General features: G+C 69.7%; 28 protein-coding genes. 9 read left to right on the forward strand and 19 right to left on the reverse strand.

Going from position 1 to position 26,329, the window contains the following annotated elements:
- Nucleotides 1-134: 134 nt before the first annotated feature.
- The 4 genes from ilvC to miaA all read right to left on the reverse strand — a co-directional run bounded on the left by ilvC (nt 135) and on the right by miaA (nt 4,733).
- A complete protein-coding gene (ilvC, locus tag ABD056_RS10890; protein ID WP_343866592.1) occupies nt 135-1,154 on the reverse strand; it encodes a ketol-acid reductoisomerase in 1,020 nt (339 codons plus the stop codon).
- A 45-nt stretch (nt 1,155-1,199) separates the two neighbouring features.
- Entirely contained in the window at nt 1,200-1,718 is a 519-nt protein-coding gene (gene ilvN, locus ABD056_RS10895; RefSeq protein WP_343866593.1) for an acetolactate synthase small subunit, read from the reverse strand.
- A 117-nt stretch (nt 1,719-1,835) separates the two neighbouring features.
- Nucleotides 1,836-3,596 (reverse strand): acetolactate synthase 3 large subunit, encoded by a 1,761-nt coding sequence (locus ABD056_RS10900; RefSeq protein ID WP_343866594.1) that lies wholly within the window; start codon nt 3,594-3,596, stop codon nt 1,836-1,838.
- A gap of 165 nt (nt 3,597-3,761) precedes the next feature.
- Complete coding sequence (miaA, locus tag ABD056_RS10905) at nt 3,762-4,733, reverse strand: tRNA (adenosine(37)-N6)-dimethylallyltransferase MiaA (RefSeq protein ID WP_343866595.1); 972 nt, start codon at nt 4,731-4,733, stop codon at nt 3,762-3,764.
- Between the two features lie 83 nt (nt 4,734-4,816).
- On the opposite strand from miaA, the gene serB reads away from it, so the two are divergent.
- Entirely contained in the window at nt 4,817-5,719 is a 903-nt protein-coding gene (gene serB, locus ABD056_RS10910) for a phosphoserine phosphatase SerB (protein WP_343866596.1), read from the forward strand.
- Between the two features lie 71 nt (nt 5,720-5,790).
- Complete coding sequence (locus tag ABD056_RS10915; RefSeq protein ID WP_343866597.1) at nt 5,791-6,093, forward strand: hypothetical protein; 303 nt, start codon at nt 5,791-5,793, stop codon at nt 6,091-6,093.
- 54 nt (nt 6,094-6,147) lie between these two features.
- On the opposite strand, the gene ABD056_RS10920 is transcribed toward ABD056_RS10915, so the two are convergent.
- A complete protein-coding gene (locus ABD056_RS10920; RefSeq protein ID WP_343866598.1) occupies nt 6,148-7,080 on the reverse strand; it encodes a DHH family phosphoesterase in 933 nt (310 codons plus the stop codon).
- A gap of 127 nt (nt 7,081-7,207) precedes the next feature.
- Nucleotides 7,208-8,584: an NAD(P)H-dependent oxidoreductase gene (locus ABD056_RS10925; RefSeq protein WP_343866599.1), complete on the reverse strand. Its 1,377-nt coding sequence runs from the start codon at nt 8,582-8,584 to the stop codon at nt 7,208-7,210.
- Nucleotides 8,585-8,704: 120 nt separating this feature from the next.
- Between ABD056_RS10925 and ABD056_RS10930 the strand changes: the two genes are divergently transcribed.
- Complete coding sequence (locus ABD056_RS10930) at nt 8,705-9,205, forward strand: hypothetical protein (protein ID WP_343866600.1); 501 nt, start codon at nt 8,705-8,707, stop codon at nt 9,203-9,205.
- A gap of 114 nt (nt 9,206-9,319) precedes the next feature.
- On the opposite strand, the gene ABD056_RS10935 is transcribed toward ABD056_RS10930, so the two are convergent.
- Entirely contained in the window at nt 9,320-10,522 is a 1,203-nt protein-coding gene (locus ABD056_RS10935; RefSeq protein WP_343866601.1) for a pyridoxal phosphate-dependent aminotransferase, read from the reverse strand.
- Nucleotides 10,523-10,720: 198 nt separating this feature from the next.
- On the opposite strand from ABD056_RS10935, the gene ABD056_RS10940 reads away from it, so the two are divergent.
- Together ABD056_RS10940 and uvrB are read left to right on the forward strand one after the other, a co-directional pair.
- The gene (locus ABD056_RS10940; RefSeq protein ID WP_343866602.1) at nt 10,721-11,203 is read left to right on the forward strand and encodes a DUF2141 domain-containing protein; all 483 of its coding nucleotides are present in this window, start codon (nt 10,721-10,723) and stop codon (nt 11,201-11,203) included.
- A 147-nt stretch (nt 11,204-11,350) separates the two neighbouring features.
- Nucleotides 11,351-13,462, forward strand: coding sequence for an excinuclease ABC subunit UvrB (uvrB, locus tag ABD056_RS10945; RefSeq protein WP_343866603.1), 2,112 nt, complete (start codon nt 11,351-11,353; stop codon nt 13,460-13,462).
- A 234-nt stretch (nt 13,463-13,696) separates the two neighbouring features.
- On the opposite strand, the gene ABD056_RS10950 is transcribed toward uvrB, so the two are convergent.
- The 7 genes from ABD056_RS10950 to petA all read right to left on the reverse strand — a co-directional run bounded on the left by ABD056_RS10950 (nt 13,697) and on the right by petA (nt 19,432).
- Nucleotides 13,697-14,368, reverse strand: a complete 672-nt coding sequence (locus tag ABD056_RS10950; RefSeq protein WP_343866604.1) for a class II aldolase/adducin family protein — start codon at nt 14,366-14,368, stop codon at nt 13,697-13,699.
- A gap of 29 nt (nt 14,369-14,397) precedes the next feature.
- The gene (locus tag ABD056_RS10955) at nt 14,398-14,610 is read right to left on the reverse strand and encodes a 2-hydroxymuconate tautomerase (RefSeq protein ID WP_343866605.1); all 213 of its coding nucleotides are present in this window, start codon (nt 14,608-14,610) and stop codon (nt 14,398-14,400) included.
- A gap of 15 nt (nt 14,611-14,625) precedes the next feature.
- Nucleotides 14,626-15,738, reverse strand: a complete 1,113-nt coding sequence (mtnA, locus tag ABD056_RS10960; RefSeq protein WP_343866606.1) for an S-methyl-5-thioribose-1-phosphate isomerase — start codon at nt 15,736-15,738, stop codon at nt 14,626-14,628.
- A gap of 13 nt (nt 15,739-15,751) precedes the next feature.
- Complete coding sequence (locus ABD056_RS10965; RefSeq protein ID WP_343866607.1) at nt 15,752-16,639, reverse strand: S-methyl-5'-thioadenosine phosphorylase; 888 nt, start codon at nt 16,637-16,639, stop codon at nt 15,752-15,754.
- 211 nt (nt 16,640-16,850) lie between these two features.
- Complete coding sequence (locus ABD056_RS10970) at nt 16,851-17,621, reverse strand: cytochrome c1 (RefSeq protein ID WP_343866608.1); 771 nt, start codon at nt 17,619-17,621, stop codon at nt 16,851-16,853.
- Nucleotides 17,621-18,868, reverse strand: a complete 1,248-nt coding sequence (locus ABD056_RS10975; RefSeq protein ID WP_343866609.1) for a cytochrome b — start codon at nt 18,866-18,868, stop codon at nt 17,621-17,623. Before ABD056_RS10975 ends, ABD056_RS10970 begins: the two co-directional genes overlap by 1 nt.
- Before the next feature lie 12 nt (nt 18,869-18,880).
- Nucleotides 18,881-19,432: a ubiquinol-cytochrome c reductase iron-sulfur subunit gene (gene petA / locus ABD056_RS10980; RefSeq protein WP_343866610.1), complete on the reverse strand. Its 552-nt coding sequence runs from the start codon at nt 19,430-19,432 to the stop codon at nt 18,881-18,883.
- Nucleotides 19,433-19,693: 261 nt separating this feature from the next.
- On the opposite strand from petA, the gene ABD056_RS10985 reads away from it, so the two are divergent.
- Nucleotides 19,694-20,179: a tRNA (cytidine(34)-2'-O)-methyltransferase gene (locus ABD056_RS10985; RefSeq protein ID WP_343866611.1), complete on the forward strand. Its 486-nt coding sequence runs from the start codon at nt 19,694-19,696 to the stop codon at nt 20,177-20,179.
- A 38-nt stretch (nt 20,180-20,217) separates the two neighbouring features.
- On the opposite strand, the gene ABD056_RS10990 is transcribed toward ABD056_RS10985, so the two are convergent.
- The 5 genes from ABD056_RS10990 to ABD056_RS11010 form a co-directional block, all read right to left on the reverse strand.
- Entirely contained in the window at nt 20,218-20,994 is a 777-nt protein-coding gene (locus tag ABD056_RS10990; protein WP_343866612.1) for a GDSL-type esterase/lipase family protein, read from the reverse strand.
- A 114-nt stretch (nt 20,995-21,108) separates the two neighbouring features.
- Nucleotides 21,109-22,467: a CCA tRNA nucleotidyltransferase gene (locus tag ABD056_RS10995; RefSeq protein ID WP_343866613.1), complete on the reverse strand. Its 1,359-nt coding sequence runs from the start codon at nt 22,465-22,467 to the stop codon at nt 21,109-21,111.
- Entirely contained in the window at nt 22,464-22,727 is a 264-nt protein-coding gene (locus ABD056_RS11000; RefSeq protein WP_343866614.1) for a hypothetical protein, read from the reverse strand. Before ABD056_RS11000 ends, ABD056_RS10995 begins: the two co-directional genes overlap by 4 nt.
- Nucleotides 22,724-23,365 (reverse strand): CoA pyrophosphatase, encoded by a 642-nt coding sequence (locus tag ABD056_RS11005; protein WP_343866615.1) that lies wholly within the window; start codon nt 23,363-23,365, stop codon nt 22,724-22,726. Before ABD056_RS11005 ends, ABD056_RS11000 begins: the two co-directional genes overlap by 4 nt.
- A 47-nt stretch (nt 23,366-23,412) precedes the next feature.
- Nucleotides 23,413-23,979, reverse strand: a complete 567-nt coding sequence (locus tag ABD056_RS11010) for a DUF1285 domain-containing protein (RefSeq protein ID WP_343866616.1) — start codon at nt 23,977-23,979, stop codon at nt 23,413-23,415.
- 48 nt (nt 23,980-24,027) lie between these two features.
- On the opposite strand from ABD056_RS11010, the gene ABD056_RS11015 reads away from it, so the two are divergent.
- The 3 genes from ABD056_RS11015 to ABD056_RS11025 all read left to right on the forward strand — a co-directional run.
- Nucleotides 24,028-25,041 (forward strand): AAA family ATPase, encoded by a 1,014-nt coding sequence (locus tag ABD056_RS11015; RefSeq protein ID WP_343866617.1) that lies wholly within the window; start codon nt 24,028-24,030, stop codon nt 25,039-25,041.
- Between the two features lie 14 nt (nt 25,042-25,055).
- Nucleotides 25,056-25,946 (forward strand): DUF58 domain-containing protein, encoded by an 891-nt coding sequence (locus ABD056_RS11020; RefSeq protein WP_343866618.1) that lies wholly within the window; start codon nt 25,056-25,058, stop codon nt 25,944-25,946.
- A partial coding sequence (locus ABD056_RS11025; protein ID WP_343866619.1) for a BatA domain-containing protein occupies nt 25,947-26,329 on the forward strand: 383 nt, incomplete at its 3' end.

A 26,329-nucleotide genomic window follows, 5' to 3' on the forward strand; every position in this document is an offset into this window, starting at 1 on the left:
CAAAAAAACTGGCGGATAAAGTCCGGAAGGCCGGTTGTTTAGCGGCGCGGCCGGCGTTCGTCAAGGGAGAAAAGGCCGGACCGGCCGGGGAACGCCGCCCTGCGACGCCCCCGACCGGCCCGAGCCCCCTCGCCTCAGTTCTTGGCCTTGTCGACCAGGGCGTTCGCCTTGATCCACGGCATCATGCCGCGCAGGCGCTCGCCCACTTCCTCGATCGGGTGCTCGGCCCACAGGCGGCGGGTGGCCTTGAAGGACGGCTGACCGGCCTTGCACTCCAGCATCCAGTCGCGGACGAAGCGGCCGGCCTGGATGTCTTCCAGCACGCGCTTCATCTCGGCCTTGGTCTCGTCGGTGACGATGCGCGGGCCGGTGACGTAGTCGCCGTATTCAGCGGTGTTGGAGATCGAGTAGCGCATGTTGGCCATGCCGCCCTCGTACATCAGGTCGACGATCAGCTTTACTTCGTGCAGGCACTCGAAGTAAGCCATCTCCGGGGCGTAGCCGGCTTCCACCAGGGTCTCGAAACCGGCGGCGATCAGCTTGGTCAGGCCGCCGCACAGCACGGCCTGCTCGCCGAACAGGTCGGTTTCGCACTCTTCACGGAAGTTGGTCTCGATGATGCCCGAGCGACCGCCGCCGATGGCGGAGGCATAGGACAGCGCCAGGTCCATGGCATTGCCGGAAGCGTCCTGCGCCACCGCCACCAGGCAGGGCACGCCGCCGCCACGCTTGTATTCGGAGCGGACGGTGTGGCCGGGGCCCTTGGGGGCGACCATGAACACGTCCAGGTCCTTGCGCGGCTCGATCAGCTTGAAGTGGACGTTCAGGCCGTGAGCGAAGGCGAGCGCCGCGCCTTCCTTCATGTTGCCATGCAGGTCGGCGTAGTACAGTTCGGCCTGCAGCTCGTCCGGCGTCAGGATCATCACCACGTCGGCCCAGGCGGCAGCCTCGGCCGGGGTCATGACCTGCAGGCCTTCACCTTCGGCCTTCTTGCGGGTGGCGGAGCCGGCCCGCAGGGCGACCGCGACGTCCTTGACGCCCGAATCGCGCAGGTTCAGCACGTGGGCGTGACCCTGGGAGCCGTAGCCCACGATGGCCACCTTCTTGCCCTTGATCAGGTTCACGTCGGCGTCGCGATCGTAATAAACGCGCATGGTTCAAAGTCCTTGATGCAGATCGTTGGTGTTGGTCTTGGTTGTTCAGAGGGCGCCGGGGCCACGGGCGATGGCCGCCACGCCGGTCCGCGACACGTCGATAAGGCCGAGCGGCTCCATCAGCTTGATGAAGGCATCGAGCTTCTCGGTCTTGCCGACGATTTCGAAGACGAAGCTTTCGTTCGTGCTGTCGACCACATTGGCACGGAAGATGTCGGCGATGCGAAGGGATTCGACTCGCTTCTCGCCGGTCCCCACCACCTTCACCAGCGCCAGTTCACGGGCGACGGAGGGGCCGTCGACGGTGAGGTCGCGCACCTTGTGCACCGGCACCAGACGGCCGAGCTGGGCCTTGATCTGCTCGATCACCATGGGGGTGCCGCTGGTGACCAGCGTGATGCGCGACAGCCGCTCGGCCGGGTCGACCTCGGCCACCGTCAGGCTTTCGATGTTGTAGCCGCGGCCGGAGAACAGGCCGATGACGCGCGCCAGCACGCCGGCCTCGTTGTCGACCAGAACGGCGATGGTGTGGGTCTTGATCTCTTCGGTATCGGTCGTGGACACGACGCGTGTCTCCCCCTCAGGGTCTCGCGGCAGGGCCCCGGCGCCAGGAGAGCGCCGGGGCGGTGCGAGTCGTGGATGGTGTCGCGGATGCGGTGACGGCGCGGCAGCGCGGCGGCGTCACACCAGAACCTTGCCCTCGTCGCCGATGGCTTCCTTGCCGGCATCCGGCGGGCCGAGCAGCATCTCGTTGTGCGGCGCGCCCGACGGAATCATGGGGAAGCAGTTCTCGGACTGGTCGACGCGGCAGTCGAAGATCACCGGCTTGCGCACGTCGATCATCTCGCGGATGGCGTCGTCCAGGCGGGCGGCGTCGTCGCAGACGATGCCGTGGGCGCCGAAGGCCTCGGCCAGCTTCACGAAGTCCGGCAGCGCCTCCGAATAGCTTTCCGAGTAGCGGCCGCCGTGCAGCAGTTCCTGCCACTGGCGCACCATGCCCATGTACTGGTTGTTCAGGATGAACACCTTCACCGGCAGGCGGTACTGGATGGCGGTGCCCAGTTCCTGCATGTTCATCATGAAGCTGGCCTCGCCGGAGACGTCCACCACCAGCGCGTCGGGGTGGGCCATCTGCACGCCGATGGCGGCCGGGAAGCCGTAGCCCATGGTGCCGAGGCCGCCGGAGGTCATCCACTGGTTCGGCTTCTCGAACTTGTAGAACTGCGCCGCCCACATCTGGTGCTGGCCCACCTCGGTGGTGATGTAGGTCTCGCGGTCCTTGGTCAGTTCATAAAGGCGCTGGATGGCGTACTGCGGCTTGATGATCTTGCCGGTCTGCTCGTAACCGAGGCAGTTGACCGCGCGCCATTCGTCGATCTGCTTCCACCAGCCCTTCAGGGCCTTGGCGTCGGGGCGGACCTGGCGGGCCTTGTAGACCTTGATCAGGTCTTCCAGCACGTGCGCCACGTCGCCGATGATCGGCAGGTCGACCGCCACGTTCTTGTTGATCGACGACGGGTCGATGTCGATGTGGATCTTCTTCGAGTTGGGCGAGAAGGCGTTCAGGCGGCCGGTGACGCGGTCGTCGAAGCGGGCGCCGACGCAGATCATCAGGTCGCAGCCGTGCATGGCGAGGTTGGCCTCGTAGGTGCCATGCATGCCCAGCATGCCCAGGTGCTGCGGGTCGGAGGCCGGATAGGCGCCGAGGCCCATGAGCGTCTGGGTGATGGGGAAGCCGGTCAGGCGCACGAACTGGGTCAGCAGCTGGCTGGCCGCCGGGCCGGAGTTGATGACGCCACCGCCGGTGTAGAACACCGGCCGCTTGGCCGCAGCGATCATCTCCACCGCCTGTTCGATGGCGGCGCGGTCGCCCTTCACCTGCGGCTTGTAGGTGCGGTGCTTGATGCGGCTGGCGGGCATGTACTCCGCCGGCTTCATCAGGATGTCCTTCGGCAGGTCGATGACCACCGGGCCGGGCCGGCCGGTGCGCGCGACGTAGAACGCCTCGTGCAGGATGCGGGCGAGGTCTTCCGACTTCTTCACCAGGTAATTGTGCTTGGTGCACGGCCGGGTGATGCCGGTGGTGTCGGCTTCCTGGAAGGCGTCGTTGCCGATCAGGTGGGTCGGCACCTGGCCGGTCAGGCAGACCAGCGGAATGCTGTCCATCAGCGCATCGGTCAGGCCGGTGACGGCATTGGTGGCGCCGGGGCCGGAGGTCACCAGCACGCAGCCGACCTTGCCGGTGGAGCGGGCATAGCCTTCGGCCGCGTGCACCGCCGCCTGCTCGTGCCGCACCAGGACGTGGCGAATCTGGTTCTGCTTGAAGAGTTCGTCGTAAATCGGAAGTACGGAGCCGCCGGGATAGCCGAAGATTACCTCGACGCCCTGTTCGGCCAAGGCCTTGAGGACGATCTGAGCACCGTTCATGCGATCCTGCGACATGTCTGCACCTGTCTTCCTGTAAAGGACGCGCGGCCCAAACGGCCCGCCCGCCGACACCTGCTCCGGCGTCGGCGGCTCACCATCCGCCTCATCGATCCGTGGGGGGTGTCCGTCCGGCGCGCCGCGCCAACCCCGGACCATTCCGGGAAGCTGCACGGTATAGACTCAGCCGGAGCCGGTCAACAAAAAGCCGCGAATTAATTGAAAGGTTTTGGCGGCGAGGCTTTCCGAAAATTGCGCATCGTGCACCACATCCGCACGAAGCTGCCCGCGGAACCATGTTCCCTGGCGCTTGGCATAGTTGCGGGTCAGCTGCTGCGCCCGCACCAGCGCCGACTCCAGGTCCAGGTCACCGTGCAGGTGGGCGGCCAGTTCCGGCACGCCGAGCGCCTTCATCACCGGCTGGTCGGGCGGCAGGCCGAAGTCGAGCAGCGCCGCCACCTCGGCCAGCGCCGGCCCCTCCATCACCATGGCGCGCAGGCGGGCGTCGCAGCGGGCGTAGAGCACCTCGCGCGGCGGCGCCATGCGCACCACCAGCGGGCGGAAGCGGATGGGCGGCGGCACCGGCGGCTGCGCCTGCCACCAGCTGATGGAGCGACCGGAGGCCCGCAGCACCTCCCAGGCGCGCAGGTTGCGGGTGGTGTCGCCGGGGGCGAGGCGGGCCGCCGTCTCCGGGTCGTCCCGCGCCAGCCGGGCGTGGAAGGCCTCGTGCCCCAGGCGGGCGAGGTCGGCCCGCGCCTCGGCCCGCACCGCCTCCGGCACCTCCGGCACCGGCGCGAAGCCCTCCAGCAGCGCCTTCAGGTAGAGCCCGGTGCCGCCGCAGACGATGGGCAGCCGGCCGGCGGCCCAGGCGGCTTCGATCTCCGGCACCGCCAGGTCGCGCCACAGCACCGGCGAGCAGACGACGCTGCCCGCCAGCACGCCGTACAGGCGGTGGGGCGCCAGCGCCTCCTCCGCCTCCGAAGGGCGGGCGGTGAGCACCCGCAGCTCGCGGTAGACCTGCATGCTGTCGGCATTGAGGACGGTGCCGCCGAACTCCTGCGCCGCCGCCAGGGCGAGCGCCGACTTGCCGCTGGCGGTGGGGCCGGCGACAACCACGAGGGGCGGCAGGGCGGAGGCTTCGGTCTCTGACATCATCACGCGCTTGCAGCGAAGGGGGCGCGACTTTATACGGGACGCGGCAGAAACGCCCCACGCGCCGAACGGAAAAGGACCGGGCCATGGAAAATGTGCTGACGCTCATCACCGCTCCGGCCCGCGCGGACCTGGACGATAGCACGGTCCGCCGTGTGCGCGAGGCCCTGAAGGCGCTGGGCGGACAGGTCGGCTCGCCCGACTGGCTGGACCCCGGCATCGCCTGCGACCTGCCGTTCGAGGACATCAGCCCCGACACCGCCGACGCCGCCGCCCGCAAGGCGCTGGCCGATGCCGGCGTGGCCGCCGACGTGGTGGCCCAGGCCGCCGCCGACCGCCGCAAGATGCTGCTGGTGGCCGACATGGACTCGACCATCGTCACCGGCGAAACCCTGGACGAACTGGCCGACTTCGCCGGCATCAAGGACCAGATCGCCGCCATCACCGCCCGCGCCATGAACGGCGAGCTGGACTTCAAGGCCGCCCTGCGGGAGCGCGTCGCCATGCTGAAGGGCCTGCCGGTCGAGTCGCTGGAGAAGTGCTTCGACCGCGTCGAGTACACCCCCGGCGCCTGGGAACTGGTGCGCACCATGGCCGCCAACGGCGCCTATTGCGTGCTGGTGTCGGGCGGCTTCAAGTTCTTTACCCGCCGCGTCGCCGCCCACTGCGGCTTCCACGAGGACCGCTCCAACGAGTTCATCCTCGACGGCGACGTGCTGGCCGGGGCGGTGGAGGAACCCATCCTCGACCGTGACGCCAAGCTCGACAGCCTCATCGCCCTGGCCGCCGAGCGCCACCTGCCGCTCGCCCGCACGGTGGCGGTGGGCGATGGCGCCAACGACCTGCCGATGATCCGCGCCGCCGGCCTGGGCGTCGCCTTCCACGCCAAGCCGGTGGTCGCCGCCGAGGCTCGCGTTCGCATCGACCACGGCGACCTTACCGCCCTGCTCTACGCCCAGGGGTATCGCCGCGCCGACTTCGTTGTATAACAGGGGTTGAGGAGGACGGGCCGCCGCGCCGAGGGAACGCGGACCGGCCCACCGTTGCGGGGGAACGGCCCATGGCCAAGTCGAAGACCGAGATCATCCACGACATCGAACACCTGATCGCCCGCAACGGCGCCAAGTGGGGCGAGTGGTACGTCGGCATGTGCGCCGATCCGAAGTCCACCCTGGTCAGCCGCCACAACTTCAAGCAGGGCACCGACGTCGGCGCCATCCGCACCGCCAACACCGAGATCCAGGCGCAGGAAGTGGTGGAGTTCTTCATGCGCACGCGCGGCACCAAGGGCCACGCCGCCAGCTTCAACGCCGGCGACATCTACGTCTACGCCTACCGCATGAGCCGCCACACCAAGCCGTGACCGAGCCCGACGGCCGCCCGAGGGACGGCCGCCGGACCGGACCGCAGCGCGGGCTCAGCCGTCAGCGGTGATCTTGTCGACCAGCGCCTTCAGCACCTCTTCCGCCATGGAATTGTCCACCTGGCAGGTGCCGGCCGCCATGTGGCCGCCGCCGCCGTATTCCAGCATCAGCTTGCCGACGTTGGTCTTCGACGAGCGGTCGAAGATGCTCTTGCCGACGGCGAAGACGGTGTTCTGCTTCTGGAAGCCCCACATGACATGCATGGAGATGTTGGTCTGCGGCAGCAGGGCGTAGATCATGAACCGGTTGCCGGCCCAGATGGTGTCCTCGTTGCGCAGGTCGAGCACCACCAGGTTCTTGTGGACGGTGGCGCAGCGGGTGACCTGGTCCTTGAACTTCTCGGCGTGCTCGAAATAAAGGTCGGTGCGCTCGCGCACGTCCGGCAGTTCCAGCACCTTGGTGATGTCGTGATCGAGGCAGTAGTCGATCAGCTCCATCATCAGCTGGTAGTTGGAGATGCGGAAGGTGCGGAAACGGCCGAGGCCGGTGCGGGCGTCCATGATGAAGTTCATCAGGTCCCAGCCGGTGGGGTTCAGCACCTGGTCCTTGGTGAAGTTGGCGGAGTCGCCGCGGTCCACCGCCTCCATCATCTCGTCGGAAATGCGCGGGAACTTGGCCTTGCCGCCGAAGTAGTCATAGACCACGCGCGCCGCCGAGGGGGCATCGGGGTCGATGATGTGGTTGTCGCGCTTGCCGACGCGCAGGGTCTCCGACAGGTGATGGTCGAAGGCCAGATGCACGCCCTCCACATAGGGCAGGTTGGTGGTGATGTCGCGGTCGGAGATGTCGATCTTGCCGTCCTGCATGTCCTTCGGGTGGACGAACTTGATGTCGTCGATCATCCCGAGTTCCTTCAGCAGCATGGCGCATACCAGGCCGTCGAAGTCGCTGCGCGTCACCAGACGAAACGTCTTCCCCTCGGTCATTCCGGATCCCCAAATCCTGTCAAAGGCCGTAATCCGGGCAGAGTAGTCGCCTCCCGCCGCCGGCGCAACGCGACAGGCGCCGCCGCCGCGCGGTTCCGCCGCCGGCGCGCACGGCGGCACCGGCCGATCAACCGGCGGTCGGCAAACCCTCGTCTTCCGGTGGCAGAGCGCAGAAGGCGGTCTCCAGATCGTGGCGCAGCCGCACCGCCAGGGCGGAAGGATCGAGCCGCACGGCATCGCGGCTCACCACCTGCCCTGCCGCCACCGGCCGCGTCAGGGTGACCCCCTGGGCCAGCCCCATGGGCAGGGCGCGGGCGGCGACCGAGGTTTCCGCCGGCATCAGGCGGCCCCAGACGGTGGCGCCGCCCTCGCCGTCCAGCACCTCGCCGGCCGCCAGATCGCGCTTGGCCACCGCCACCACGTCGCCGCGGAAGGCGGTGGAATGGCCGGTCGGCTCGCCGCGCAGGGCGGCGGCAGCCACCGACACACCCAGTTCCAGCCCGATCAGGTGGTAGGGCCGCCACAGCGCCGCATAGCGGCCGCTGTCGTCAGTCCGCAGGCCGTACTCGGCGAAGCAGCGGGCGGCGTAGTCGGAGGGCGCGGCGAAGGTCACCCACACGCCCCAGCGCAGGTCGCCCGCCACCGGCGATCCGTCGCGCTGCAGGCTGGACACCACTTCCACCATCCCGGCCCGCTCCAGCACGCCGCCGTCGGCGCGCGGCTTCAGCACCGCCGGCAGGTCGTCGCAGCCGACCGGCGGGAATCCGAGACCGTCGGCCGGCACGCCCAGGCCGGTGGCATTGGCGACCGCCGCCATCTCGATGGCGCTCTTGGTGCCGTCGAGGAAGCTGTTGAACATCTTGGCATTCATGCCGCCGGCGGCGGCCTGTTCGGGCGTCAGGCCGTAATGCTCCCACACCGTATCGGGGGTGGAGGCATGGTAGTCCGGCAGGTACTTGGTGCCCTTGCCGGCGCCCACCACCTCCAGGCCGCAGGTGCGGGCCCAGTCCACCAGCTCGCAGATCAGCGCCGGCTGGTCGCCGTAGGCCATGGAATAGACCAGCCCGGCGGCCCCGAAGCGGCGGGCCAGCAGCGGCCCGGCCAGCACGTCGGCCTCCACGTTCACCATCACCACATGGCGCCCGTGCTCCAGGCAGCGGGCGGCGTGGCGCAGGCCGGCTTCCGGGTGGCCGGTGGCCTCGATCACCACCTCGATGCCGCCCGCCGCGATCAGCGCCTCGGCATCGTCGGTGATCCAGGTGGAGCCGTGGCGCAGGGCCTTGGCCGACGATCCGGCCTCCGCCTGCTCGGCGCTCCAGCCGGCGGCGCGCAGGGCGGCGTGGGCGCGCGGCGGCGACAGGTCGGCCACCGCCATCACGTGCAGGCCCGGCGTGCGGCGGGCCTGGGCGAGGAACATGGTGCCGAACTTGCCGGCGCCAATCAGGCCGACCCGGATGGGGCGCCCCTCGGCGGCTCGGGCGGCGAGCTTGGTGGACAGATTCATGGGACGCAGATCCTCCGGCGACGGGTTTTCCCGTTTCTCCACGCGCAGTCTAGCCCATTGCCGCGCGATCCCCTACAACAGGGAGCGTCGTCAGCAGGAGTCCACCCGAGGATGCCAGCCATGCCCCGCGCCGCCGCCGTTGCCCTTGCCGCCGCCCTTGCCGGCGGCCTGTCGGCCTGCGCGCCCGAGCCCTACATCGACATGCGGCGCGAAGCCGGCACGCTGACCACCTGGGGCTCGTCCACCTTCGACCGGCCGGCGATCTGCTACAACACCATGAACGCGACGCGCGAGCAGGTACAGGCCATGGCCGATGCCGTCTGCGCCGAAACCGGCCGCGTCGCCGTCTACGAGAGCAGCGACCTGCTCCACTGCACGGTGCTGCAGCCGCACCGCTCGCTGTTCCGCTGCGCCGCCGCCGAGCGCACCACCGTCGATGCCGCCGGCGTGCGCCGCCTCACCCCCGGCGTCGCCGGCCCGCAGGTGCCCGACGCCCGCACGGCGGCGCAGGGACCGGCGGCGGAGGCGGAGGCGGAGGACGATCTGCCCATTCCCCAGGCGCCTGCCGCGCCGACAAGGCCGCAGTCCCCCGCCGGCGAAGGTCTGCTCGGCATCTTCTAGGCTACTGCCCGCCGTGACCGCGGCGGCCCTCAGGCAGCAAAAGGCCGGGCGCGCACCGCACGCCCGGCCGAAAGCGATGCTGCGGCGATCACCGGGATCACCGCAGCGGGATCATCACGCCAGGCTGGCGCAGAAGCGCTGGATGCGCGTGCAGGCTTCCGTCAGCGCCTTTTCGCTGGTGGCGTAGGAGATGCGGAAGTACGGCGACAGGCCGAAGGCCACGCCCTGCACCACCGCCACGCCCTCGGCCTCCAGCAGCGCTTCGGCGAAGTCGCTGTCGGTTTCGATGACGCGGCCGTCGGGGGTCTTCTTGCCCAGCACGCCGGCGCAGCTCGGGTAGACGTAGAAGGCGCCTTCCGGGGTGCGGCAGGTCAGGCCCGGCGCCTCGTTCAGCATCTTCACCACCAGGTCGCGGCGGGCGGCGAAGGCGGTGCGCCACTCGCCCAGGAAGTCCTGCGGGCCGTTCAGCGCCTCGACGGCGGCCGCCTGCGAGACGGAGCTGGTGTGAGTGGACGACTGGCTCTGGATCTTGTTCATGGCCTTGATCAGCTCGGCCGGGCCGGCGGCATAGCCGACGCGCCAGCCGGTCATGCTGTAGGCCTTGGACACGCCGTTCAGCGTCAGCGTGCGGTCATACAGCTTCGGCTCCACCTGGGCGATGGTGGCGAACTGGAAGCCGTCGTAGACCAGATGCTCGTACATGTCGTCGGTCATGATCCAGACGTGCGGGTGCTTCAGCAGCACCTCGGCCAGCGCCTTCAGGTCGGCGGCGGAATAGGCCGCGCCCGTCGGGTTGGACGGCGAGTTCAGGACCAGCCACTTGGTCTTCGGCGTGATGGCCTTTTCCAGGTCGGCGGCGGTCAGCTTGAAGCCGGCTTCCTCGCCGCAGGCGACGAACACCGGGGTGCCGCCGGCCAGCAGCACGATGTCGGGGTAGCTGACCCAGTACGGCGCCGGAATGATCACTTCGTCGCCGGCTTCCACGGTCGCCATGATGGCGTTGTAGATGGTCTGCTTGCCGCCGCAGCCGACGGTGATCTGGTCGGGCACATACTTCAGGCCGTTCTCGCGCTCCAGCTTGGCGCAGATGGCCTTGCGCAGGGCGAGCGTGCCGGCGACGGCCGTGTACTTGGTCTCGCCGCGGTCGATGGCGGCCTTGGCGGCGGCCTTCACGTTGTCCGGGGTGTCGAAGTCGGGCTCGCCGGCGCCCAGGCCGATGACGTCCCGCCCGGCCGCTTTCAGCTCGGCGGCCTTCTGGGTCACCGCGATGGTCGGCGACGGCTTGATGGCGGACAGACGCTTGGCGATGATCGACATGATAGTCCCTCTGACTGTCGAAGGGCCGTCGCAACGGCGGGCGGTGGAAAAACGCGGCGAAACACTACGTCCGCAGCCCGTCCCGTGCAAGGGGCGCGAGCGCATGGCGGTGCGGCCTCTGCCATACTCTCGCCACGGTTCCGCGGCATCAGGGGGGCCGTTCCCCGATCCCCCAACCAGCCGTTGATGACCCGCCCGATGACCCGCTGCCGGATCCCCGTCCGACCGCTCGCCCTGGCCGCCCTGGCGGCCATTCTGGCGCCCCTTGCCGCCCCGCGCGCGGAACAGTCCGCCGCCCTCACCGACGGCGTGCAGTTGAAGGTGCGGGCCGAGCATGTGGAGAGCGACCGCGGCATGGTGCGGGTGGCGATCTATGAAGACCCGGCCGCCTTCGCCGGCCGCGACCGCACCAGCCAGCCGGTGCTGGAGCAGGAACTGCCCGCCGCCCCCGGCCGCGTCACCGCCGTGTTCGACGGGCTGGAACCGGGCCGCCGCTATGCCGTGCGGGTGCTGCACGACGAGAACGAGAACGGCCGCCTCGACCGCGTGTTCGGCCTGTTCGCCATCGAGGGCGAAGGCGTCTCCAACGCCGACGATCCGCGCAAGGCCCGATTCGATGACGCCGCCTTCGAGGTGCCGCCCGCCGGCGCCCTGACCATCAGCGTGCCGCTGCGGTATTGATCCCGCCGCGGTCCGCGGCTTGTTGATCCGGCCGCATTCGGCTGCCTGTTGATCCCGCAGCGCACCGCTTCCTATTGATCACGGCGGCGGTTCGGCCCACCTTTGCGGTTCGTGAACATTCATCGAACCGAGAGGTGCGCGTTCGCCATGACCGTCGTCCTGCCCATGTACCAGCGCCCGGCCGCCGGGCCGCGCGCCGAGTTCCGCCTTGCGTCGGATTACACCCCGGCCGGCGACCAGCCGACCGCCATCGCCGAACTGACGGAGGGCATCGGCCAGCAGGAGCGCAACCAGGTGCTGCTGGGGGTCACCGGCTCGGGCAAGACCTTCACCATGGCCTCGGTCATCGCGGCGACCGGGCGGCCGGCGCTGGTGCTGGCCCCCAACAAGACCCTGGCGGCCCAGCTGTATGGCGAGATGAAGGCGTTCTTCCCCGACAACGCCGTCGAATACTTCGTATCGTATTACGACTACTACCAGCCCGAGGCCTATGTGCCGCGGACGGACACCTACATCGAGAAGGACGCCAGCATCAACGAGCAGATCGACCGCATGCGCCACGCCGCCACCCGCGCGGTGCTGGAGCGGCGGGACGTGATCATCGTTGCCTCGGTGTCGTGCATCTACGGCCTCGGCTCGGTCGAGAGCTATTCGCGCATGACCATCAGGCTGGCCGTCGACCAGACGCTCGACCGGCGCGATTTCATCAAGCAGCTGGTGGAACTGCAGTACAAGCGCAATGATGCCGCGTTCTCGCGCGGCACCTTCCGGGTGCGCGGCGATGTCATCGAAGTCTTCCCCGCCCACTATGAAGACCGCGCCTGGCGCATCTCCCTGTTCGGCGACGTGATCGAGGCGCTGACCGAGTTCGACCCGCTGACCGGCGAGAAGTGCGGCAGCATGACCCAGACCACCATCTACCCCAACAGCCACCACGTCACCCCGCGCCCCGCCCTGTCGCAGGCCATCAAGGGCATCAAGGCGGAACTGACGGCGCGACTCGAGGAACTGACGGCGGCCGGCAAGCTGCTGGAAGCCCAGCGGCTGGAGCAGCGCACCCGCTTCGACCTGGAGATGATGGAAAGCACCGGCCACTGCAAGGGCATCGAGAACTACAGCCGCTTCCTCACCGGCCGCACCCCGGGCGAGCCGCCGCCGACCCTGTTCGAGTACCTGCCGGAAGACGCCCTGTGCTTCGTCGACGAAAGCCACGTCACGGTGCCGCAGATCGGCGGCATGTTCCGCGGCGACTACGCCCGCAAGCACACCCTGGCCGAATTCGGCTTCCGCCTGCCGTCGTGCAAGGACAACCGGCCGCTGAAGTTCGAGGAATGGGACACCATGCGGCCGCAGACGGTGTTCGTCTCCGCCACCCCCGGCCCGTGGGAACTGGAACAGACCGGCGGCGTGTTCACCGAACAGGTCATCCGCCCGACCGGCCTGATCGACCCCATCTGCCACATCCGCCCGGTGGAGAAGCAGGTGGACGACCTGCTGTATGAAGCCCGCCAGTGCGCCGCCAAGGGCCAGCGGGTGCTGGTCACCACCCTGACCAAGCGCATGGCCGAAGACCTGACCGAGTATCTGGCGGAACAGGGGGTGCGGGTGCGCTACATGCACTCCGACGTCGACACGCTGGAGCGCATCGAGATCATCCGCGACCTGCGACTCGGCGCCTTCGACGTGCTCATCGGCATCAACCTGCTGCGCGAGGGCCTCGACATCCCGGAATGCGCCCTGGTCGCCATCCTGGATGCCGACAAGGAAGGCTTCCTGCGCTCCAAGACCTCGCTCATCCAGACCATCGGCCGCGCCGCCCGCAACGTCGAAGGCCGCGTCATCCTCTACGCCGACAAGATGACCGACAGCCTGGAGTGGGCCATCAACGAAACCAACCGCCGGCGCGAGAAGCAGCAGGCCTACAACGCCGCCCACGGCATCACGCCCGAGTCGGTGAAGGCGCGCATCTCCGACGTGCTGTCGGACGTGTCGGAGCACGATTACGTCACCGTCTCCACCGGCGATCCGGACATGCCGCATCTGGTCGGCCACAACCTGCGGGCCACCATCGACGACATGCGCAAGCGCATGATCGCCGCCGCCGCCGACCTGGAGTTCGAGGAAGCGGCCCGCCTGCGCGACGAGATCAAGCGTCTGGAGGCGAGCGAGCTGGAACTGCCCACCGCCCCCAATCCGCCGTCCACCCGTCGCGGCATGCCGCAGAAGATGCAGAAGCCGCCCAAGAAGCGGCGGCGCTAGGGCAGACAGATACCAAGCTGCCATGAGGGCACCTCATGGCAGCTTGGCAAGCGCGACCGCGCGCCGCCGCGTAAGCGGCGTGAGCCAAGGCCGCGAGGAGCGGCCGCCCGGCGCTTGAGGGCGCTGCCTTGATCGCTTCAGATCAAGGCAGCCTGAGTAACAAGCGACCGCGCGCCGCCGCTCATGCGGCGTGAGCCAAGGCCGCGAGGAGCGGCCGCCCGGCGCGTGAGGTCCCTACTCCGCCATCGACTCGGCGTCGGCGCTGCGCGGCTGGCCGTAGGTGCGGAACTTGTCCAGCACCCGCTCCATCTCGGCGGCGTCCAGCAGCGGCGGCTCGCGCGTGATCTGCAGGATGCGCCAGTACTGTTCCGCCAGTTCCTCCAGCTCCACCGCCAGCTTCAGGGCGCGGGCCGGGGTGTCGCCGACCACGATCATGCCGTGGTGGGCGAGCAGGCAGGCCTTGCGCCCCTCCAGCGCCGCCAGGGCGTGGTCGGACAGGGCCTGGGTGCCGAAGGTGGCGTAAGGGGCGCAGCGCACGTCGGCGCCGCCGGCCGCCGCCACCATGTAGTGGAAGGCCGGGATGCCGAGGCGGAGGCAGGCGAGCGTGGTGCAGAACGGCGCATGGGTGTGGACGACGCAAGCCACCTCCGGCCGCGCCGCCAGGATGTCGCGGTGGAAGCGCCATTCGCTGGACGGCAGGCGGGGGCCGGAGAAGCGGCCGTCCATCTCCATCGCCACCATGTCCTGCGGCTTCAGCAGGTGCGGCTCGACGCCCGACGGGGTGACGAGGAAGCGGTCGGCATCGATGCGCAGCGACGCATTGCCGGCGGTGCCGCGGTTGAGCCCCTTGCGGGCGAGGCCGGTGGCAAGGTCGACGAGCTGGTTGCGCAGGGCGAGAAGGGTCACGGGCTGTTCCGTCGCAGGCGGGGAAGGGATCAGGAGTCGGAGGCGGCCTGCCGGCGCTTCCAGTCCGACGTCAGCATGCCGGCGTAGCCCCAGTCGTCCTCCTCGATCTCCTGGATGACGATGTGGGTGTGCTCCGGCTGCTTGCCGAGGTGCTCCACCAGGGCGGCGGTGATGGACTCCACCAGCGCCTTCTTCTGATCGCGGGTGGCGCCCTTGGTGATCTGCACGTTGACGTAGGGCATGGCGGCCGCGTCCCCCTACTCGGCCGCCCGGGCGGCGGCGGCGAGGTCGGGGAACAGGCCGACGAGCCCGTCCTCGGTCGCGGCGCAGACGCCGCGCTCGGTGATCAGGGCGGTGACGTAGCGGGCCGGGGTGACGTCGAAGCCCCAGTTGCCGCACGGGCTGCCTTCCGGCGTGACGGTCACCGACACCACCGCGCCGTCGGCGGTGCGGCCGGTGATGACCGACACTTCCTCGCCGGCCCGTTCCTCGATGGGGATTTCCTTCAGGCCGTCGCGGATGGACCAGTCGATGGTGGGGCTCGGCAGCGCGACGTAGAACGGCACGCCGTTGTCGTGGGCGGCCAGCGCCTTCAGGTAGGTGCCGATCTTGTTGCAGACGTCGCCCGTCGCCGTGGTGCGGTCGGTGCCGACGATGCACAGGTCGACCATGCCATGCTGCATCAGATGGCCGCCGACGTTGTCGACGATCACCGTGTGCGGCACGCCGTGCTGGTTCAGCTCCCACGCGGTCAGGCTGGCGCCCTGGCTGCGCGGGCGGGTTTCGTCCACCCACACATGCACCGGAATGCCGGCATCGTGCGCCTTGTAGATCGGCGCCAGCGCCGTGCCCCAGTCCACCGTCGCCAGCCAGCCGGCGTTGCAGTGGGTGAGGATCTCCAGCCGGCCCTGACGCCCCTTCTTCTCCCACGCCGCCTGGAACACCGCCAGGCCGTGATCGCCGATGGCCTCGTTGATGGCCACGTCCTCGTCGCACAGGGCCGCGGCGCGGGCCCAGGCGGCAGCGGCGCGCTCCGCTGGCGGCAGCGGTCGCAGGGTGCGCAGCATGTCGGCCAGCGCCCAGCGCAGGTTCACCGCCGTCGGGCGGGTGGCGTAGAGGGTGTCATGGGCCGCCTGCAGCGCCGCGTCGGAGGCATCGGCCCGCATCGCCAGCGCCATGCCGTAGGCGGCGGTGGCGCCGATCAGCGGCGCGCCGCGCACCAGCATGTCCTTGATCGCCGCCGCCGCGTCTTCCATGGACCGCAGGGTGCAGGGGACGAAGGCGTGCGGCAGCCTGGTCTGGTCGATGATCCCGACACTGCCGTCGGCGTTCGGCCAGATGGTGCGGGTGGGCGTGCCCTGGACCTTCATGCGGTGTCTCTCCTCAAGCCTTCAGCAGGCGGCCGGCGACGGCGTCAAGCTGCGCCAGCACGGCGGGGTCGCGCTTGTCGGGCGCGGTGATGAGGGCGTGTTCCAGCGCCGTGTGGCAGCCGTGGGAACAGGGGCCGGCGCGGTCGCGCAGCTTGGGCGCGGCGGTCTTCACCAGGGCGCGGGCCTTGTCGGCATTGGCCAGCAGCACCTTGATCACCGCCTCCACCGTCACCGCGTCGTGGTCGGGGTGCCAGCAGTCGTAGTCGGTGACCATGGCGACGGTCGCGTAGCACATCTCCGCCTCGCGGGCGAGCTTGGCCTCGGGCATGTTGGTCATGCCGATGACGTCGCACCCCCACTGACGGTACAGCTCGCTCTCGGCCTTGGTGGAGAACTGCGGCCCTTCCATCACCAGATAGGTACCGCCGCGGGCATAGGGAATGCCGGCCTCCTGCAGCGCCGCCTCGCAGGCGTCGCCGAGGCGGCCGCACAACGGATGGGCCATGGAGACGTGGGCGACGCAGCCGGTGCCGAAGAAGCTCTTCTGGCGGGCGAAGGTGCGGTCGATGAACTGGTCGACGATGACGAAGGTGCCCGGCGCCAGTTCCTCCTTCAGCGAGCCGACGGCGGACACCGACAGGATCTCGGTCACCCCGGCCCGCTTCAGGGCGTCGATGTTGGCGCGGTAGTTCAGTTCCGACGGCGGGCGCGGGTGGCCGCGGCCGTGGCGCGGCAGGAACACCAGCGGCTGGCCGTCCAGCTCGCCGAACAGCAGCTGGTCCGACGGCGCGCCGAAGGGGCTCTCCACCGTTTCCCAGCGGGTGTTGGTCAGGCCGTCGATGTCGTAGACGCCGCTGCCGCCGATGATGCCGAGAACCGGCTTGGTGTGACCGTCCGCCATGCTGAAGCTCCGTTGGGCCTGACCGAGGAATGCCGCGCCGCCGGCCGCCGCTGCCGTCGCGGTCGGCGGCGATGGCGGCGGCGGGCTGCGCGCCCAGGTGTTTTACCGGCGGCGGCCGCGCTTGAAAAGGGAAAGCCCCCCCCCCCTTGCGGAGCGGCGGCCATCAAGTTTTCCCCAGTGCCCGCCCGAGGGCGGATCACCGACCCGGGCGTCAGTGGTCGACGTTCGCCCAGATCTTGCGCTTGAGCGCGTACAGCATGGCGGTCAGCACCAGCAGGAAGAGCATGACCTTGATGCCGAGCGACTTGCGCGCTTCCAGCTCGGGCTCGGCGGCCCAGTTCAGGAAGGCGGTGATGTCGCGGGCAAGCTGCTCTTCCGAGGCTTCGGTGCCGTCGGCATAGTCCACCAGCCCTTCCATGAGCTGGGGCGGCATGCCGATGGCGTGACCCGGGAAGTACTCGTTGTAGTACTGGGTCGCGCCAAGCTCGAAGCCCGCCGGCGGCTCCTCGTGGTAACCGAGGAGCAGGTGGTAGATGTAGTTCGGGCCACCCATGCGCGCCTTGGTGATCAGCGACAGGTCCGGCGGCAGGGCGCCGCCGTTGGCCGCGCGGGCCGCGTTCTCGTTCGGGAACGGCGGCACGAAGCGGTCAGACGGCAGGGCCGGGCGGAAGAACATCTCGCCTTCGTCGTCGGGGCCGTCCTCGACCTCCTTCTCGGCGGCGATCGCCTTCACCTGGTCCTCGGTCAGCCCGATTTCCATCAGGTTGCGGTAGGCCACCAGCTTCAGCGAGTGGCAGCTGGCACAGACCTCGTTGTAGATCTGGAACCCGCGCTGCAGCTGCGCCTTGTCGTAGTAGCCGAACAGCCCGTCCCAGGTCCAGCTTTCGCTGGGAACCTTCACTCCCCCGGCCGCCATGGCACCGGAGGCGGTGACCACGGACAGGCCGATGGCGGCGGCGGCGTTGATCAGGATCTTGCGCATCACACCTTCTCCGTCGCGCCGGCGTTCACCGGAGTGCCCTTGCGGACCGCGGCCGAGATGCTTTCCGGCAACGGCCGCGGCTTCTCGAACCAGCCGATCAGCGGCAGCAGCACGATCCAGTGCAGGAAGTAGTAGGCGGTGGCGATCTGGCCGATGGTCACATAGGGCTCTTCGGCCGGCATGGCGCCGATGTAGCCGAGCACGACGGCATCGACCGCGAACAGCCAGAAGAACCACTTGTAGATCGGACGGAAGGCCGCCGAACGCACCTTGGAGGTGTCAAGCCACGGCAGGGCCGCCAGCACCAGGATGGCCGCAAACATGAGCAGCACGCCGCCCAGCTTGTCCGGCACCGCACGCAGGATGGCATAGAACGGCAGGAAGTACCATTCCGGCACGATGTGCGGCGGGGTCACCATGGGGTTGGCCGGAATGTAGTTGTCCGGGTGGCCCATGTAGTTCGGGGCATAGAACACGAAGTACATGAAGAACAGCATGAACACGCCCAGGCCGTACAGATCCTTGATCGTGTAGTACGGGTGGAACGGGATCGCGTCGTTCGGGCCCTTCATGTCGATGCCGAGCGGGTTGTTCGACTTCGCCTGGTGCAGCGCCCAGATGTGCAGGATCACCACGCCGACGATGACGAACGGCAGCAGGAAGTGCAGCGCGAAGAAGCGGTTCAGCGTCGGGTTATCGACCGAGAAGCCGCCCCACAGCAGGGTCACGATGTAATCACCGACGACCGGGAAGGCCGAGAACAGGTTGGTGATCACGGTGGCGCCCCAGAAGGACATCTGGCCCCACGGCAGCACGTAGCCCATGAAGGCGGTGGCCATCATCAGCAGCAGGATGACGAGGCCGAGCCACCACAGCACTTCGCGCGGCGGCTTGTAGGAGCCGTAGTAGAGGCCGCGGAAGATGTGGATGTACACGACGATGAAGAACATCGACGCGCCGTTCATGTGGATGTAGCGGATCAGCCAGCCGTAGTTCACGTCGCGCATGATGCGCTCGACGGAATTGAAGGCGTAGTCGACGTGCGCCGTGTAGTTCATCGCCAGGAACAGGCCGGTCAGGATCATGATGACCAGCACGATGCCCGCCAGCGAGCCGAAGTTCCACCAGTAGGACAGGTTCTTCGGAGCCGGGTACTTGGTGCCGAGCGAATGGTCGACGAACGACACGATCGGCAGGCGCGCCTCCAGCCACTTCAGCGCGCGATTGTTGGTGTTCAGTTCGCTCATGGAAACTGCCCCTTAGCCGATGCGGATCCGCAGGTCCTCGATGAACTCGTACTCCGGAACCGGCAGGTTCAGCGGAGCGGGACCCTTGCGGATGCGACCGGAGGTGTCGTAGTGCGACCCGTGGCACGGGCAGAAGTAACCGCCGTACTCACCGCGCGGCTCGCCCGGCTTCTGGCCCAGCGGGACGCAGCCGAGGTGCGTGCAGATGCCGATGGCGATCAGCCATTCGGGCTTCTGGACGCGCTGCTCGTCCGTCTCGGGGTCACGAAGTTCGCCGGCGTTGACGTTGCGGGCCTCTTCAATCTCCGCGGCCGTGCGGTAGCGCACGAACACCGGCTTGCCGCGCCAGGTGACGGTAATCGCCTGGCCCTCCTCGATGGGCGACAGGTCCACTTCCGTGGACGACAGCGCCAGAACGTCGGCGGCCGGATTCATGCTGTGGATGAACGGCCACGCCGCAAGACCGGCGCCGACGACGCCGACCGCGGTGGTCGCATACAGCAGAAAATCGCGGCGGCTTTCGCCCTCGGAGGAGCCATGAGCGGTATGTGCCGTATCAGCCATGCTCAGTTACCCTCTCGTTGCGCACTGGGGGGCACGCATTTCCTTGACGTTGACGGCCCGTCGCGGGGGACTTCGGACCGACCGTGGTTGTTTTTGCGCGGCCATCCTCTAGCGATTAGCGCCGGCCCCTGCTAACAGGCCCCCGACCGCGCAAAAGGGGGGTCCGGCGACCGGGGCGGTATAATCGAAAACCTGCCCCTTGAAAAGGGCCTAACACCTCCCCAGCCTTGTCCACCTTTACCTTTCGAATCGTTCATCGCCATGCGCATCGCCCTCTATCAGCCCGACATCCCCCAGAACACCGGCACCATCCTGCGTTTCTGCGCCTGTTTCGGCCTCGCCTGCGACATCATCGAGCCCTGCGGCTTCCTGTTCGACGACCGCCGCATGCGCCGCGCCGGTATGGATTACCTGGACCGGGTGGAGGTGGTACGGCACGCCTCCTGGGCGCGCTTCCTCGACTCGCGAACCACCCGTCCGGGTGGGCCGGGCAGGCTGGTCCTGCTCACCACGCGGGGGGCCGTCGGTCATACGCAGATGCAGTGGCGGCCGGATGACACCCTGCTGCTCGGGCGCGAGAGCGTCGGCGTGCCGGACGACGTCCACGCCGCCGCCGACCTGCGGGTGGCGATCCCGCTGGCGGGCGGCATGCGGTCGCTGAACGTGGCCATCGCCGCCGCCATGGCCGCCGGCGAGGCCTTGCGCCAGACGGGCGGCCTGCCGCCGCTGGAACCGGCGCAGCCGTAGAGGCCCGGATCAGGGGTGAGGGAAACGGAGGACGGCCGTCACAGGATGGCCGTCTGCACCTTGTCCTCGTTCACCACCCGGCGGAATTCGATGGGCTGGAAGGCGTTGGGGTCGCGCTTGGCGGCAGCCGTCGTGCGCTGGCGGGGAAACCAGTCGTGCCAGGCGCTCCAGGCCGCCACCGCCTCCGCCACCAGGGCATGGCCGGCGGGGGTGGGGTAGACGCCGTCGCCGGCCACCAGGGCGCGGCGGTAGGCCTTGTTGTCGCCGAGGGCGGCGCAGAGGTCGAGGTAGGGCACCGCCAGTTCGGCGGCGAGGGTGCGGAAGGCTTCGTTGAGGGCGGCAAGCCGGGCGGCGCTGTAGGCGACCCAGTGGCCGCCCTCGTCGCGCGCCTCGGCGGAGCGCAGCACCGGCGCCGGACCGATCCACAGCACCGGCCGCCACACCTTGGCCTCGGCGATGATGCGTTCCGCCCAGGCCATGGTTTCGGGCAGCGGCACGCGGATGCCCTGGTCGTCGCTGTCGGCCATGTCGGACAGGCCGAAGCCGAACACCACGCCGCTGCGGACGACGCCGGTCAGGCGCGGCTCCGCCTCGGCCCGCCAGCGGGCGGCGATGTCGGCGGAAGTCTGGGTGGGGACGGCGAGATTATAGACCTGCAGGTCCTGCACCCGCTCGGCCTCCTGGCGGCACAGGCGGGCGGGCCAGCCGCCCTGCTCGATGTCGCCGACGCCGAAGGTCAGCCCGTCGCCGAAGAAGCAGATCTTCTTCATCGGCAGGCCGTTGCGTGCGTCGTTCCTGTTGGCCGGATGTGCCATGACTCGTCTCTATCCCGCATACTCCGCCACCTGAATGCCAGTTTGCCGGTGAGCGGTCCCCCACACAGTGATGATTATCACACGAATGACAGCGGTGCCAATGCAACGTGGGAATTACACGCCCGCGCCATCGCCGCCCTCACCACCGCCATCGCCACCGTCCGCGGCCGCCTGCCGCAGCAGGGTCAGCAGGGCGTCGCGGTCGAGGCCGAAGTCGCTCGCCAGCCAGGCCGCTTCCGCCGTCCGCAGCGCCTCGCCCACCGCCGGGCCGGGGGGAATGCCGGCGGCCACGGCATCGCGCCCCTGCACCGGCAGCGACGGCGGCACCCACTCGGCGGCGAGGTCGAGCAGGCGGGTCCAGGCGCCGGTGCGGGCGCTGTTGGTGTGGCCCTCGGCGCTGCGCTCCGCCGCCCACAGCAGCAGGATGCGGTCGCGGGCGCGGGTCTGGCCGAGGCGGTAGATCACCTGTCGCTGCACCGCCGGCGGAGCGGCGGCATCGGGCTCGGGCTCGCCGTCGCGGGGGCCGGACAGGTCGAGCAGGCGGTCGCGGTCGGCATTCGACAGCCGTAGCCGCTCCGCCACCGCCTGCGCCTGCGGACGGCTGACCGTCAGCACCGCCGCCAGCCGCCGCAGCGGGTCGGGCGCCAGCCACGGACGCCGCAGGCCGGTGGTTTCCAGCCACGCCAGCACCCGCAGGCGGCCGATGTCGTGGGCCTCCGGCAGCACCTGGTCGAGCACCCGCTCGCCGCGCATGATGACGAAGACATCGGCGGGATAAGGCGCCAGCAGGATCTTCAGCAGCTCGTCCCGCACCCGCTCGCCCGACAGCTGCACCAGCCCCTCGGCGGTGGCGTTGCAGGCCTTCAGGGCATCGTGGTCGGGGTCGCCGACGCCGTAATGGGCGTGGAAGCGGAAGAACCGCAGGATGCGCAGATAGTCTTCCTCGATGCGCTGCTGCGCCCGGCCGATGAAGCGCACCTTGCGCGCCGCCAGGTCGGCAAGGCCGTCGAAGTAGTCGTAGACGGCGCCGTCGGGGCTGGCCGACAGGGCGTTCATGGTGAAGTCGCGGCGGCCGGCATCCTCGCGGAAGCAATCGGTGAAGGCCACCTGGGCGCGTCGGCCGTCGGTGGCGACGTCGCGGCGCAGGGTGGTGACCTCGAACGCCATGCCGTCGGCCAGGGCGGTGACGGTGCCGTGGTCGATGCCGGTCGGCACCGCCCGCAGGCCGGCATCGGCCAGGCGCTGCATCACCACCTCCGGCGGCTCGGGGGTGGCGATGTCGATGTCCTTCACCGGTCGGTGCAGCAGGGCGTCGCGCACGCAGCCGCCGACGAAGCGCACCTCGGCGCCGCCGGCGGCCAGCGCCGCCACCACCCGATGGGTGCGGTCGTCGAGCATCCAGGCCTGCGGCGACAGCTGGCCGACCGGGGCCCGTTTCCCGGTCGCCTCGCCGCCCACCGTGCGCACGATCATTGCGCCTCCTGCTGCGGCCGGGGAGCGATGTGCCCCGGCACCACCCGGCCGTCGATCACCCGCGGCGGCACGTATTCGTCGGAGGGGTCGCCGCCCTGGGTCAGCGCCATCGCCCCCAGGCCGATGAGGATCACCACCGCCAGCCCGAGCAGGCCGTAATCGAGCGGCCCCGCCGTCTCGTCCTCGCTGCGCCGGATCCGGCGCCAGATCAGGAAGAGGATGATCGGCAGCAGCAGCAGGACGAGCAGCCGGATGATCACGGTCGAAGAACCTCCGCCAGATTGACGAGCATGCCGGCGGTCGCACCCCAGATGTAGCGATCGCCGTAGGGCATGGCCCAGTAGGCGCGGGTGCGCCCCTTGACCTGATAGGTGTGCCGCTGGTGGTTGGCCGGGTCGAGCACGAAGCCGAGCGGCACCTCGAACACCTCGGCCACCTCGAAGGGATCGGGGGCCAGGGTCAGCGGCGGCGCCACCAGCCCGACCACCGGCGTCACCCGGAAATTGGTGACGGTGACGTAATCGTCCAGCCGGCCAAGCACGTCCACGCGGGCGGGATCAAGCCCGATCTCCTCGTGGCTTTCGCGCAGGGCGGTGGCGATGGGGCCGTCGTCGTGGTCCTCCGACCGGCCGCCGGGAAAACTGATCTGGCCGGCGTGGTTCTTGAGGTGGGCGGTGCGCTGGGTCAGCAGCACCGTCAGCCCCTCCGCCCGCGCCACCAGCGGCACCAGCACGGCGGCCGGCGTCTGCGGCCGGCTGTCCATGGCGGCGCCGGGGGGTACCGTCGTGCCGTCGCCGGGGGGGCGGCGGGTGACGCGCGGGTCGGAATCGATGGCCGGGCCGTAGTCGTGGTCGCCGCCCAGCTGCCGGTTGATGCCGACGTCGGACCGCTCGCCCATGTCATGCCGGCGACCGCGCGCCAGCAGGCGCACGATGGCGTCGCGGCTCAGTCGGTCTCCGTCAGGGTGCCGAGGGGGAAGAAGGTGCCCGTGCTCCATACGCCGTAGTGTACCCCTTTCTCGTCGCCGGCGTCTTCCTCGACGCCCATCTCCACCAGTTCATAGAACACCGGACGGTTGATGCGCGCTTCAAGGCCCGGCCGCACCAGCACATATGGGCTCGGTTCGCCGGTTTCCCCATCGTGCTCGACGCGCAGCGGATGATCGTCGTCCAGGGTCACCCAATCGTCGACATTGGTGCGGAATCGGATGCGGCGGTTGCGTCCGGCCCCCTCAGCCTCCATCTCGACGGCAAGGAATGGAGCGTCCTCGACAATGATCCTCCCCTTCTCCACAGGCGTTTCAAGCCAATAGGAACCGTCGTCCTCGCGCTTGAGCACTGTCGAGAACAGCCGTACCAGTTCCTTCCGGCCGATCGGCGAGCCGTGATAGAACCAGGTACCGTTGCGGTCGATACGCATGTCGAGGTCGCCGCAAATGGTCTGGCGAGGCCGGGCCTTGGGGGCCTCGTGTCCGGGAGCAGCCGCGTGGGTCTGGTCGCTGGTCCTGGGCATCCGTTCCTCCATGGGTTGTCGTGTCCTATGTAGTGCGGAGAGACCGTCGTGACCAACCCTTCCAACGAAGCAGCCCTCGAAGCCGGTCCCGAGGCGGTCGCCGCCGTCGACCGTCTGGCCGAGCGTCTGGCCGCCGCCCGCACCGCCATGAACGCGGTGATCTTCGGGCAGGAAGACGTGATTGAAAACAGCCTCGTCACCCTGCTGGCCGGCGGCCACCTGCTGCTGATCGGCGTGCCGGGGCTGGCCAAGACCAAGCTGGTCCACACCCTCGGCACCGTGCTCGGGCTGGATGACCGCCGGGTGCAGTTCACCCCCGACCTGATGCCGGGCGACATCCTCGGCAGCGAGGTGCTGGAGGAGGACGACAACGGCCGCCGCGCCTTCCGCTTCCTGAAGGGGCCGGTGTTCTGCCAGCTGTTGATGGCCGACGAGATCAACCGCGCCAGCCCGCGCACCCAGTCCGCCCTGCTGCAGGCCATGCAGGAGATGAAGGTGACGGTGGCCGGCGAAAGCCACCCGCTGCCGCGTCCCTTCCACGTGCTGGCGACCCAGAACCCCATCGAGCAGGAAGGCACCTATCCGCTGCCGGAAGCGCAGCTCGACCGCTTCCTCATGCAGGTGGACGTCGGCTATCCCGGCCTTGATGCCGAACGCGAGATGCTGCTCGCCACCACCGGCGCGCTGGAGGCGCCGGTGCCGCGCGTGCTCACCCCGGCCGACCTGGTGGAGGCGCAGGCGGTGGTCCGCCGCATTCCGGTGGGCGACAGCGTGGTCGACGCCATCCTCACCCTGGTCCGCGCCGGCCGCCCCGAGACCAGCGAGGTGGAGGACGTGCGCCGCCACGTCGCCTGGGGCCCCGGCCCGCGCGCCAGCCAGGCGCTGATGCTGGCGGTGCGCGCCCGCGCCCTCATCGACGGCCGCTATTCCCCCTCCATCGACGACGTGCTGGCACTGGCCCGGCCGATCCTGCAGCACCGCATGGCGCTCACCTTTGCCGCCCGCGCCGACGGCGTCAGCATCGCACAGGTGATTTCCCGCCTGTGCCGGCTGATCGGCTGACGGCGGGCGGCGCGATGGCGGACCGGACCCTCCCCCTTCTCGGCCGTGGCGAAGCGGCGGCCAGTGCCCTGCCGCCGCTGCTGGTGGCGGCGGAGCGGGTGGCCGCCACCGTCGCGCCGGGCGTCCACGGCCGCCGCCGCGCCGGGCCGGGGGACCAGTTCTGGCAGTACCGCCGCTATCAGCCCGGCGACAGCGTGACGCAGATCGACTGGCGCCAGTCGGCCCGCAGCGATCCGCTCTATGTGCGCGAGCGCGAATGGTCCGCCGCCCAGACGGTGGTGGTGTGGGCCGACCGCTCCCCCAGCATGGACTTCCGCTCCGACCCCCGCCTGCCGCTCAAGCACGAGCGCGCCGCCCTGCTGGCGGTGGCGCTGGCGGCCCTGCTCAACCGCGGCGGCGAGCGCATCGGCCTGCTGCTGCCCGGTGCCCCGCCGCCCGGCATGGGCCACGCCGCCCTCGCCCATCTGGCGGAGGCGCTGGAGCGGGCGCCGCTCGGCCAGGGCACCGACTGGACCCGGCTGGCCGACGCCGCGCCGGTCACCCGCCACGGCAGCGTGGTGCTGTTCGGCGACTTCCTCGACCCGCCGGAGGTGCTGGAGCCGGCCCTGCGCGCCCTCGCCGGGCGCGGCCTGCGCGGCCATGTGATGCAGGTGGTCGACCCGGCGGAGGAAACCCTGCCCTTCCGCGGCCGCATCCGCTTCACCGGGGCGGAGGGCGAGGGCGACCTGCTCATCGCCCGCACCGAGGACGTGCGCGAGGCCTACATCCGCCGCTTCCAGGCCCAGCGCGACGCCCTGTTCCGCCTGTGCCGGGGGCTGGACTGGAGCTTCGCCGTCCATCACACCGACCAGCCGCCGCAGACGGCGCTGCTCGCCCTGCATGCCCGCATGGCGGAGGTGCGCTGAATGTGGACCCTCGGCCCCCTCGCCTTCGCCGCCCCCTGGGTGCTGGCCGCCCTGCTCATCCTGCCGGCGCTGTGGTTCCTGCTGCGGGTGACGCCGCCGGCGCCGCGCCGCATGGTGTTCCCCGCCCTGCGCCTGCTGCTCGGCCTGCGGGCGCGGGAGGACGTGACCGCCCGCACGCCGTGGTGGCTGATCCTGCTGCGGCTGGTGATCGCCGCCCTCATCATCGTCGGCCTCGCCCGGCCGCTGCTCAATCCGCTGGGGGCGGAGCCGCGGCGCGGCCCGCTGCTGCTGGTGGTCGACGACGACCGCACCGCCGCCGCCGCCATGGCCGCCGCCCGCCAGGCGGCGCTCGGCCTCATCGCCCGCGCCGCGCGCGCGGAAGT

The organism is Caenispirillum bisanense (assembly GCF_039523075.1).
Classification (GTDB): domain Bacteria; phylum Pseudomonadota; class Alphaproteobacteria; order Rhodospirillales; family Rhodospirillaceae; genus Caenispirillum; species Caenispirillum bisanense.

Coding starts and splice junctions, on each gene's coding strand:
- ABD056_RS11005 (WP_343866615.1), bottom strand. CDS start 23,365: ATGGGCGAGCGGTCCGACGTCGGCATCAACCGGCAGCTGGGCGGCGAC.
- ABD056_RS10970 (WP_343866608.1), bottom strand. CDS start 17,621: ATGCGCAAGATCCTGATCAACGCCGCCGCCGCCATCGGCCTGTCCGTG.
- uvrB (WP_343866603.1), top strand. CDS start 11,351: ATGACCGTCGTCCTGCCCATGTACCAGCGCCCGGCCGCCGGGCCGCGC.
- ABD056_RS10915 (WP_343866597.1), top strand. CDS start 5,791: ATGGCCAAGTCGAAGACCGAGATCATCCACGACATCGAACACCTGATC.
- ABD056_RS10900 (WP_343866594.1), bottom strand. CDS start 3,596: ATGTCGCAGGATCGCATGAACGGTGCTCAGATCGTCCTCAAGGCCTTG.
- ABD056_RS10925 (WP_343866599.1), bottom strand. CDS start 8,584: ATGAATCTGTCCACCAAGCTCGCCGCCCGAGCCGCCGAGGGGCGCCCC.
- serB (WP_343866596.1), top strand. CDS start 4,817: ATGGAAAATGTGCTGACGCTCATCACCGCTCCGGCCCGCGCGGACCTG.
- ABD056_RS10985 (WP_343866611.1), top strand. CDS start 19,694: ATGCGCATCGCCCTCTATCAGCCCGACATCCCCCAGAACACCGGCACC.
- ABD056_RS10965 (WP_343866607.1), bottom strand. CDS start 16,639: ATGGCGGACGGTCACACCAAGCCGGTTCTCGGCATCATCGGCGGCAGC.
- ABD056_RS10975 (WP_343866609.1), bottom strand. CDS start 18,868: ATGAGCGAACTGAACACCAACAATCGCGCGCTGAAGTGGCTGGAGGCG.
- ABD056_RS10935 (WP_343866601.1), bottom strand. CDS start 10,522: ATGTCGATCATCGCCAAGCGTCTGTCCGCCATCAAGCCGTCGCCGACC.
- ABD056_RS11020 (WP_343866618.1), top strand. CDS start 25,056: ATGGCGGACCGGACCCTCCCCCTTCTCGGCCGTGGCGAAGCGGCGGCC.
- ilvC (WP_343866592.1), bottom strand. CDS start 1,154: ATGCGCGTTTATTACGATCGCGACGCCGACGTGAACCTGATCAAGGGC.
- miaA (WP_343866595.1), bottom strand. CDS start 4,733: ATGATGTCAGAGACCGAAGCCTCCGCCCTGCCGCCCCTCGTGGTTGTC.
- petA (WP_343866610.1), bottom strand. CDS start 19,432: ATGGCTGATACGGCACATACCGCTCATGGCTCCTCCGAGGGCGAAAGC.
- ABD056_RS10920 (WP_343866598.1), bottom strand. CDS start 7,080: ATGACCGAGGGGAAGACGTTTCGTCTGGTGACGCGCAGCGACTTCGAC.
- ABD056_RS10955 (WP_343866605.1), bottom strand. CDS start 14,610: ATGCCCTACGTCAACGTGCAGATCACCAAGGGCGCCACCCGCGATCAG.
- ABD056_RS10940 (WP_343866602.1), top strand. CDS start 10,721: ATGACCCGCTGCCGGATCCCCGTCCGACCGCTCGCCCTGGCCGCCCTG.
- ABD056_RS10995 (WP_343866613.1), bottom strand. CDS start 22,467: ATGATCGTGCGCACGGTGGGCGGCGAGGCGACCGGGAAACGGGCCCCG.
- ABD056_RS10930 (WP_343866600.1), top strand. CDS start 8,705: ATGCCCCGCGCCGCCGCCGTTGCCCTTGCCGCCGCCCTTGCCGGCGGC.
- mtnA (WP_343866606.1), bottom strand. CDS start 15,738: ATGAAGGTCCAGGGCACGCCCACCCGCACCATCTGGCCGAACGCCGAC.
- ABD056_RS11010 (WP_343866616.1), bottom strand. CDS start 23,979: ATGCCCAGGACCAGCGACCAGACCCACGCGGCTGCTCCCGGACACGAG.
- ABD056_RS10990 (WP_343866612.1), bottom strand. CDS start 20,994: ATGGCACATCCGGCCAACAGGAACGACGCACGCAACGGCCTGCCGATG.